Annotated in this window: 6 protein-coding genes; 5 read left to right on the top strand and 1 reads right to left on the bottom strand. The window is 42.3% G+C overall.

Annotation, left to right across the window (positions count from 1 at the left end; all coding sequences use genetic code 11):
- Positions 1-144: 144 nt before the first annotated feature.
- A complete protein-coding gene (locus CALK_RS08915) occupies positions 145-2,280 on the bottom strand; it encodes a sensor domain-containing diguanylate cyclase (RefSeq protein WP_022637357.1) in 2,136 nt (711 codons plus the stop codon).
- Positions 2,281-2,543: 263 nt separating this feature from the next.
- On the opposite strand from CALK_RS08915, the gene CALK_RS08910 reads away from it, so the two are divergent.
- The 5 genes from CALK_RS08910 (at position 2,544) to CALK_RS08890 (ending at position 9,668) form a co-directional block, all read left to right on the top strand.
- Positions 2,544-2,918 carry a hypothetical protein gene (locus tag CALK_RS08910; RefSeq protein WP_155851841.1) on the top strand — a complete coding sequence of 125 codons (375 nt, stop codon included), beginning with the start codon at positions 2,544-2,546 and terminating at the stop codon, positions 2,916-2,918.
- Positions 2,919-2,991: 73 nt separating this feature from the next.
- A complete protein-coding gene (locus tag CALK_RS08905; RefSeq protein ID WP_162146725.1) occupies positions 2,992-4,230 on the top strand; it encodes a L,D-transpeptidase family protein in 1,239 nt (412 codons plus the stop codon).
- Positions 4,231-4,245: 15 nt separating this feature from the next.
- Positions 4,246-6,858: a coiled-coil domain-containing protein gene (locus CALK_RS08900; protein WP_022637354.1), complete on the top strand. Its 2,613-nt coding sequence runs from the start codon at positions 4,246-4,248 to the stop codon at positions 6,856-6,858.
- A 4-nt stretch (positions 6,859-6,862) separates the two neighbouring features.
- Complete coding sequence (locus CALK_RS08895; protein ID WP_022637353.1) at positions 6,863-9,022, top strand: RelA/SpoT family protein; 2,160 nt, start codon at positions 6,863-6,865, stop codon at positions 9,020-9,022.
- On the top strand, positions 9,015-9,668 hold the full coding sequence (locus tag CALK_RS08890; RefSeq protein ID WP_022637352.1) for a helix-turn-helix domain-containing protein: 654 nt from the start codon (positions 9,015-9,017) through the stop codon (positions 9,666-9,668). Before CALK_RS08895 ends, CALK_RS08890 begins: the two co-directional genes overlap by 8 nt.
- The last annotated feature ends 1 nt before the right edge of the window (position 9,669 follow it).

The following is a 9,669-nucleotide window of genomic DNA, read 5'->3' as shown; positions in this document are numbered from 1 at the left end:
CTTCTGTTCCAACGGGAGGTGGTGTTTCTGAAGAGAGGGCTAATCCGCTCTGGGATATGTTAAGGATTGCTCCTTGAAATGGGGTTGAGCTTTCATATTCATGATATGTTACGGGGAGAGAAATTGAGTATCGTGTATCAAGTCTCATGACTGTGGCTCCATACCGTCCTCGAACACGGTAACCTGGTTTCTTCCATTCCGTTTTGAATGATACATAGCAGCATCAGCCGCTTCTATGAGTTTTGACTGTGAGGATGCGTGTTCATCCAGGGTTGCGGCACCAATACTTACGGTGACACTTAATTGTTTCTCTTCCACGGAGATTCGTTGCTTTTCAATGTTCACACGAATACGTTCTGCCATCTTTTCCGCATTAGGTATATTTGTTTCTGGAAGTATTACAACAAATTCTTCCCCACCGTATCGGGCAACCAAATCACTTGAGCGGACACTCTTTTTAAGGCACTTGGAAATAGTTTTTAAGACAAGGTCACCGATTTGGTGTCCATAGGTATCGTTGAAATCTTTAAAGTGATCAATATCCATAAGGAGTAAAGAGAGCTTTCGTTCATAGCGGTGGCTTCTCAGAATATGCTCATGAAGATGCTCTTGAAAGGTTCGGTGGTTAACCAATCCCGTGAGGCCGTCGGTTGTTGCTTGCAATTGCATTTGCTGATAGAGTATCGCTTTTTCGTAGGCCGTACTGCCGTTCTTGACCAAGATGTTAATATTGTCACGATAGGCCCGTTCATTGAATATTCCTTTTTCTGTACTTTCAGCAATAACGGCAAGCTTGTAATTTGTTCCTGTGTTTTTAAAGGGGATTGCAAGGATCGAACGAATTTGCTTATTAAGCATTTCTCCCTTTGCATAGACAGGTGTTGCCTCTCGAATTTCTAAGTAGTCAGAGACATATTCTATGGCATTTTTTGTCAGGGTTGATGCGATAATAGAATTTGAAGCGGGGAAACTAAACCCTTTTATTATCTCGCGGTTTCCGCAATCAACGGCAATAATCTGACAGGTGTTGCTTTCAGGGAAATAGGCTACTGCAGCAGTACGGAAAATGGGGCCTGTTTTCTTTATTGCCCGAAGGACATGTTTTAAAATTTCTATATTGTTATTTGTACTCGAGATACTTCGTGAGGTTTCATAGAATAGATGGAACCGGGCAGCATTTTCCTGTTCTTTTTTACGTAGATGAATATTGGTTAAAAGACTTGCCGCTATTTTTGCAAATCGATGAATAGCGTCTTTGTGATGTTCGCGAAAGATGCTTTTTTCACGAAAGTCAATGGCAAGAACACCGAGAAAACGGTTTGTTCTTGAAATTATGGGGACCGCCACAAGAAACTGAATTGCCTCATTACCCTTGTAATATCCAATATCTTTACTATAGAGAGTTAAATTTCCGCTAATGAAGGGTTGTTTGGTCTTAGCTACCTCACCGATAATACCTTCTCCTTCCACTATCGTGCAGGTGCTGTCTATGTTCATGCCCTTAGATTTTGCAGAGTATATGGAGAGGGTTTTTTTATTCTCGGAATTTGTACCGTCATGGATAAAGGCGATAGTTGAGTGAGGATGAAAGATCCGTTCTACAAAATAAACAACGTAGTCCATTTCTTTGGAAATAAGGTCTTTAAGATTTTCATCTTTACTAATGTCAAACTCTGGGGTTTCTGATTCTGAACTGCTTTGTTGCTGTTGGAGAAGCTCTTCTGCTTCATCAGAAAGGGTTTTTCTACTTTTTAAGACCTCTTCCTTGGTAGTAATGTCGTGCTCAATACGCTGTTCTCTGAGAGTGAAATAAGAAGACAAAAAAGAACCCAAAGAAAATATGAGTGAAAAGCCTGCAAGGGTTGTCGTATCTACTGCAGTAAGCGGTGGTGTTTGTCCAAGAAGATGGGCAAAAAGCAGGATTGTAAAAAAGAGAGAGAACAGCCAGACTTTCACATTTCCTCGCGAAGAATAGATGAGAAAAAGTGTAAAAAAGAGTGCAATATGTGGGTTTACAGGCCATGTATAGGTTGAGTTTGTATAAAAGAGGAGGAGGAGTACTGAGGTTATCCCAACGGCTCTCATGGAGTCCATGGCTCGTGTCCACATTATTAAAAGGGTAATACTGCTTAACACTGTTACGCTGGAAAGCCCCAGAAAAAGATAGCTCATAAGATCTGTGGGTTCGGGGAATATTTCACCTCCCCAAAAAAGGACAAAGACGTAAGCGCAGGCATACCCAAGTAGTTCTAAAGTCAAAAGCGTCCTGTGTTTTTTCATTCTCCTACCTTATTATATTAACATTCTTTCGGAAGACATTATTATATATTTCCTGTTGTGGGTTGTCCACTTTTTTTTAAACTTTATTGCAGAGAATGTACATGGTGGTAGTAAAACAGTTTTTGCGAAGGATACTCGGAAAATATATCGTGCAATGGTTGGATTGTTATATAACCTTTCGTGGTCAGGAAAAAACCTGTTTCACTGATATGAAGGGAAACGTCTCTACTGTATTATACCTCGTAAAAGGGGAAAATGACTGCGTGTACGAGGCCCTGTGCGACGATGTCCGTTTTTTGCGTACAGAGTGTCCCGGAATTGTGGTGCATGGTATTGTTGATAAGGTTGATGATCACAAGAAATATGAACGTGTTTTTGATGCGTTCTCTATTGTTGATGTTGCTTCGGCTGTGCAGGTGCGTAGTTTTTTGTTGGAAGATAGACCGTCCTATGATATGGTTGTCCTTCGCTCTGAGACTCAGACACCCCATCTTGCCTTTTTGATAGCAACAATCAAACCAGCATTTCGGGTCTCCTTTGGAGCTGCTCTTTCGTACCCCTATGCAAATATTGCGATTGAGATGCCCCAGGCGGTTCTCCGTGATATTGCTGTTTTTGTAAAATCTTTTTGTACTTGAACAACATAATATAGTATACTGCTGTACAAAGTGAATACGTGGAAAGGATAGAGATACGTCGGTGATGGAAAGTATGATTCGTAGAATGCTCCTTCGAGCAAAGAGATTTGAGAACCATGTTCGGACCACCATTGATAAATGGCGTATTCGCAGTGCTTATGAGCAAAGTCCTCTTTTGATACGACGGGTCTTTCTTGCACTGGGCGCCTTTATTGTTCTCTCCGGTATTTTTGTTTCTGTGGCACTATTCCTATTTTCCACGGTTGGTGAGAGACAGGTAGATGCTAACAGGGTGGAGAAGAACGGGGTGTCTTCTCATGACGACCGGGAGGAGCAGGTGGACGATACTCCTGTAGACACGTCTCTGGATTCATCTCAAGAGGGTGGTATTACACGCACTGGCTTTAGAAGTATGGGTGAAGATTTCTCATATATTCTCGTAGCGGATAAGAACGATCGTGTATTACATGTTCTCCAGCGTGATGGTTTGTTTTGGAATCATACGCGAACATTTCCTGTAGCATCGGGGTCGCGTCCGGGTATGAAAATGTATGAGGGTGATCTTCGCACTCCTCAAGGTATTTACTTCATTATCCAAAAAAAATCAGATGAAGAGTTGTATAAACGGTACGGGTCATCAGCCGAAATATATGGGCCGTACTCCTTTGTTTTAAATTACCCGAATCGCCACGATATTGCGGCGGGTCGTACAGGGAGTGGTATTTGGATTCACGGGACAACCCCTGATGAAGTTCCCGTTAGTACTCGAGGTTGTTTGGCTGTTCATAATGATAACCTTAAAAAACTGTACGATAAAATATATGGGCACGAGCTGATACCTGTGTTGATTCATGAAAATGGCGGCCTCAATTTTGAGGAAAGTGTTGACCTTGAGAATATCATGGCAGAACGCACGTATCTTGTGCAGGAACGGGAAAATGCCATCGCTCAACAGGAACGCAAGGATTCTCTACACACTTTTTTTGTTTCCTACGTTGACTCATGGAAAGAGGCATGGGAGTCCATGGATACAGCAGTATATGCCCCCTTTTATGATGCGAAGAACTTAGACGTGCCGGGACATACCTGGGAGTCGTGGATTGCTCATAAACAGAGTACCTTTGAACGCTATGATCGTATTGAAATACAGGTTGACTCTCCTGAAGTGAAAAACATGACAGATACAACCGTGTCGCTTGTTTTTAATCAAACCTATGAGTCAGAAGTCTTCCGCTCTGTAAGCAGGAAGCGGTTAGACCTTTTAAAGAGAGATGGTTCGTGGCGGATTGTCAGCGAGGTGTCTGTCCAATAATGAGAGGAGTATAATGTGATTTCTGATTTTTTTAAGAAAAATATGAAAGATCCGGCGGTTGTAGCGGATACACTAGCTCGGGAGATTGAGCGATTTGAGTCGTTTTATGATAGCTTTTTAGCAGAGCGAAAGGAGTTGTTACCACTTCTTGACGAGCTGGGTGAGTATGTTTCAAATGCACGTGAAGCCCAAGGAACCCTTGCTGACTTTCAGAAAAATAAGGAAGAGATAACCCTGTGCCTCAAAAATATTCGTGAAGAGTTGACGCGGTGGGATACAAAATCAACACAACTTTCTCAAATGGCGACAGCCATGGACGAAATGAAGCAGGAGTTTACAGAGTTAGAACACCGTATGGATGATATTAAACAAGAGGATATTCATCTTGCTTCTTCTGTAGAAAAACTAACGATGTTGCTTTCTGAAGATAAAGATCCTGAGGGCGTTGTAAAAACCTTTCTGGAAAGATTATACGCAGTTGAATCAACCTATAGAGAAATTTCCGAGGGGCTTGAGGAATGTGGAAATAGGCATAAGCAGCTTACTCGAAAAGAGGATGAGTTAGAGCGTATTCTTGCCGGTGGTCGGGGCCAGGCTGACATGTTAAAAAGTCAGCTTGAGGTGTTAAAGGATGAGGTTGATCAGTATAAGTTGACCCGAGAGAAAACCGAACAGCTTCATGCCTTGGTGGAGCATATTGATGGAAAGATAAAGGGGTTGAAACGGCAGCAGGTTGTGGTGGAAAAGGCCACGGAGATGAATGGCCAGCTTAATACCTTGACGTGGCGTTTAGAGAGCGATTTAAAACATCTTGAAGAAAAACAGGATAAAATTACCAGTATCGATAAAAATATCTCTCGCTTAGACTCATTGTTTTACGACAGTCGTGATGCGATTGATGAGGTGCGAAAGTTTCGGAAATTCTTTGAGCAATCCCGTGCAAAGATTGCTAATGTTGACACCATTCGTGAAGAGTTCGATCAAAAGGTTGACTTGATCCTTGAAAAGAGTAGCCATGTTGAGTCGGTGAAACAGGAAATTCATGAAGTATTTGACGTGGCGAAAAATACCAAGGCCACGGCGGATACAATTATTAAGCATAAAGAGCGTATTGATGAAAGTCGTGCAAAGATTCTTGAATATGAAAAGAATCTTGATCGTGTTGAACAGCGTATCAAAAATACAGAAAATGAGTTATCTGTGTATGACGAAATCTCTGATCGGGTTAATAATCTTGATGGGGATTTGAAACGATATGAGTCTCGCATTGATGAATTAGCCGGTTTGGAGAGCCGTATTCAGTTCCTCGATTCAAAAATCAGTGCTGTGGAAAAAGAAAAACGGCAAATTCTCTCACGCAGTGAAGAGCTGGATCATATACAGAAGAAGATGGACGACCTCTTTGAGATAAGTCTTGAATTGGAAAAGAAAGAGGATAAGCTCAACAGAAAAACCTTAGAGCTGTCTGAACGGGAGCAAGAGTTGTCTGCACTTTCAGCACGGTTTGATGAGCTACAGATTATATCCGATTCTGTGCGTGATCGTATACATATGGTGAATGAAAAATCATCTGCCGTTGATGAGGTTGGTCGAAAAATAGACAGCCTTGATTTGATGGTTGAGGATATTGACTCCCGTATTGAACAGCAGCTTGAGCGACAAAGCATGGTTGAAAAGACAGAGAAGCGTCTTGACCAGCTGAATTATCTGTTGGGCGATGTTAATATGAAAATTCAGGTAATTGATCGTGAACGTGAAAATGTCTCTAAGGTTGAACAGAAAATTTCAACGCTCTCGGGACACTCCATTGAAGCACAGAATATTTTGAACAACCTTCGTCAGGAAAAGTTGGTTATCGATCGGGAAAAGGAAAAACTCAGTGAAATGAGTAATACCATCACTGCCTTGATGAGTGACTCAGAGCGGGGGCTTGATAATTTTCAAAAGCAGATTAGTGAATTTGAGGGAAAGATCACACTCTCAGAAAAGCGCTTTCAGGAGATGTTGGATGTGCACCAGGAAGAGCTTCGTAAAATAGATAAACAGAAGTCGTATATTCAGGAAGCAGAAGGACGTGTCTCTCGTGTGGGAGAGATGCTTGCCGATCTTCGTCATGAAATGGAACAGATATCACTTCGTTCCAGCCGTATTGATACGGTGGACCAGCGTATCGATTCTGTGGAAACCGTGGTGAGTGATATTGAGTATCGAATATCAAGTATCGATGAGGGATTTGAACGCATAGAACAGGCGAACAAAGAAATTGAAAAACTCCACGAAGTGCTGACAATACTGAACTCCGATATGGAATATATAGAAAATAAAGCTGAAGAGATTGCTTCAATAAAGAAAAGCTCTGATAGCGCCATGGGAGTTCTTCAGGATATTGAGGGGCGTATTTCCGTCCTCGACGATAAGGAACAGGTGATCCGTGAAGCGGAGAAAAAATATAATAATCTTGAGCTTCTGGTGGGTGATCTTCGAGCTCAAATTACAAATTTGAAAGAGGATGAAGAGGAGATCTTGTCGGCCATAGAGAAAACTGCCGAATTGAAGTTTCTTCTGGGCGAGGTAGAATCGAAACTTCGGGAGTTGAAAAAAGAAAAGTCCCGTCTTGTGGATGAGTAATTGTATGAATCTTGACTTCTCCAATGCTCGGATTGCCAAAACGCAATATCTTGATCGGCTCAAGTCTTTGAGTCCTGATCTTGATTTTGACCGTGTTTCTCATGCCTTTACCTATTCTTGGGATGCTCATGAGGGCCAGTTGCGAAAGTCTGGTGAACCCTATTTTATTCATCCCATGGAGGTGTCCCTTATTTGTGCAGAGCAAGGTATGGGAACAACCGGGGTTATTGCAGCCCTGCTGCATGATGTGGTGGAAGATACGAGTGTTAATACCGGGGATATTGAAACGTGCTTCGGGGCTTCCGTATCTCGTATTGTAGATGGCGTCACAAAACTCACCTCTGTTCATGAAGAGGATAAGCACTTTCGAAAAGTTGAAACATACCGTAAGGTTCTTTTAAACGCTGCTGAGGATGTACGCGTTATTATGATAAAGTTTGCCGATCGTTTACATAATCTGAGAACGCTTCGGTATATGGCGCAAGAGAAAAAAGAGCGTATTGCCCGGGAAACCCTTGATATCTATGTCCCCCTCGCCCTTCGTCTCGGCATGGGAAATGTAAAGTCAGAACTTGAGGATCTTGCTTTTAAGCACTTGTATCCTGCAGAATATCATGAGGTTGTGGAGAAGATCTCCGAAAGTGAATCTCGACGTCAGGTTTTAATTCATAAATTACGGTCCATCCTTGAAGATAAGATTCAAAAGCAGAGTATTGAGGCAGAGGTATTTGGCAGGAGCAAAACCTACTACAGTATTTACAAAAAAAATAAAAATAGGAATATCCCGTATAATGAGATTTTTGATCTTCTTGCCATACGCTTAATCTGCAATAGTGTTGATGATTGCTACCGTTTATTGGGGGTTGTTCACAGTTTATGGCAGCCTGTTCCGTATAAGTTGAAAGACTACATTGCCTCTCCCAAGTCAAACGGATATCAGTCTATTCATACGACCGTTGCAGGCTTTGATGGGAACATTGTAGAGATACAAATTCGTACCGTAGAGATGAATTATCAAGCAGAGGAAGGGGTGGCGGCACATTGGCGGTATAAAGATAGTCCCATTGGAGAGAGTAATGCCGTAAAATGGCTTCGTAACCTCGTGTCATGGCAGAAAGAACTCTCAGATTCGACGGAGTTCTTTGAGTTTTTTAAGATTGATATTAAACAGCGTGATATTTCTGTCAGAACACCGAAGAACGAAAAGATTATTTTGCCAAAGGGTGCTACCGTAATGGATTTTGCCTTTGCAATACATAGCGATATCGGCTTGCACTGTATTGGTGCAAAGGTAAATGGTCATATTGAAAAGCCTGATCAAGAACTCTACGATGGTGATTTAGTGGAAGTTCTGCACTCTTTTGAACGTAAACCAAACGTGGAGTGGCTTAATGATGTTCGCACTCCCCGTGCACGCTCTGAAATAAAACGCTGGTTGCGAAAAGTAGAGCGCAAGGACCGTTTGTCCATAGGCAAGCAACTTCTTTTCCGGGAGTATGGAAAACTCCATTTGCGTGAAAATCTGGAAACCTACCTACCGGAAGTCTTGCGAGAGTTTAATTTTCAATCAGAGGATGAGCTGTTTATTGCTGTGGCTGAAAAATCTCGTTTCTCCAGCGAGATTATTACATTTATCACCCGTCGAACAGTGACACAGAAACAGGCCATTGATGAGATTGACTCTATTCGGCGGGAAGGCCGGAAAAGTCTTGTTATTCGTCGTATGCCAAGTACGATGATTCGGTTTTCACCGTGTTGTCACCCCATACCGGGAGATCATGTTGTCGGCTTTATAACCCATGGAAGAGGAATTGCGGTGCATCGTACAGACTGTCCCACGGCGTCTCTGTTTAAAGATGACCCTCTCCGCGCTGTTTCTCTTGTGTGGGAGGATACCAAAAAAGGGGAATCGAGCACATCGCGAATTTCCTTGGAAGCCCATGATAATCCAGTGTTTTTAAAAGATGTGATTTCTCTGGTGGAGAACCATAAGTTGGAAATCTCGTTTTTGGAATATCGTGTTGAAGGGGCAAAGCTGTATGTTGAACTTACATTAAAAGTTTTTAACACGGAAGCACTCTTTACCGTAAAGCGGAACCTGCGCAAAATTCCGGGAGTAAGCAAAGTGTCTCGTCCCTTGGTGGATGGGGTTGGACGTGAATAGAATTGGACGTGAGCAGTTACTTTCTCTACAAAAAAAGTATCATACCGATGCTGCAATTGCGGAATTTTATGGGGTTACACGACAGGCAATTTATAAATTACGTAAAAAGTATGGTATCCCTGCCTATGAGCGCTCGTTTGCCGGAAGGAATACACATATCCGTTTGTTGTATCGACAAGGGTTGTCGGTGGAGAAGATTGCTCGACGGTATCGGGTATCTCAGAGTTCGGTGTATCGTATTTTGCGAGAAGAAGCGCTCGGGAATAGAGTTTATGATCAGATCTCCGCTTTTTTGGACGCTCATGAAGGTAGTCTTACCTCCTTTTTCTTTTTGGCTGGTACTTTCTCCTGTCTTGCTGCTGATATTTTGTATAAGATAGAGCAGGCACAAAAGAATCGTAGCCTTGTTGCTCTTGTATTTACAGATGACATGTGTTCTGCCTTGTCTTCTTCAGCCCCTCCGTATCCAATGGAGCTGCGAAATCGTTGTGTTCGTCTTCTTTCTCCAGCTAAGACCGTGTATATTCACACCCCCCATGATTTGGAATTGCTTTCTCAGCAGATATATTTCTTTCCATCTTTGTTGAAGGAACGTATATTAGCAAAAACGGATCGGGAAGTCCATGAACGATTTCAATTTATATGAC

The organism is Chitinivibrio alkaliphilus ACht1, from assembly GCF_000474745.1.
GTDB classification, from domain to species: Bacteria; Fibrobacterota; Chitinivibrionia; order Chitinivibrionales; family Chitinivibrionaceae; genus Chitinivibrio; species Chitinivibrio alkaliphilus.
This window is presented reverse-complemented; position numbering and strand designations above follow the sequence as displayed.

Excerpts from the sequence above, each read along its gene's own strand:
- CALK_RS08905 (WP_162146725.1), top strand. The coding sequence starts at position 2,992 with ATGATTCGTAGAATGCTCCTTCGAGCAAAGAGATTTGAGAACCATGTT.
- CALK_RS08895 (WP_022637353.1), top strand. The coding sequence starts at position 6,863 with ATGAATCTTGACTTCTCCAATGCTCGGATTGCCAAAACGCAATATCTT.
- CALK_RS08915 (WP_022637357.1), bottom strand. The coding sequence starts at position 2,280 with ATGAAAAAACACAGGACGCTTTTGACTTTAGAACTACTTGGGTATGCC.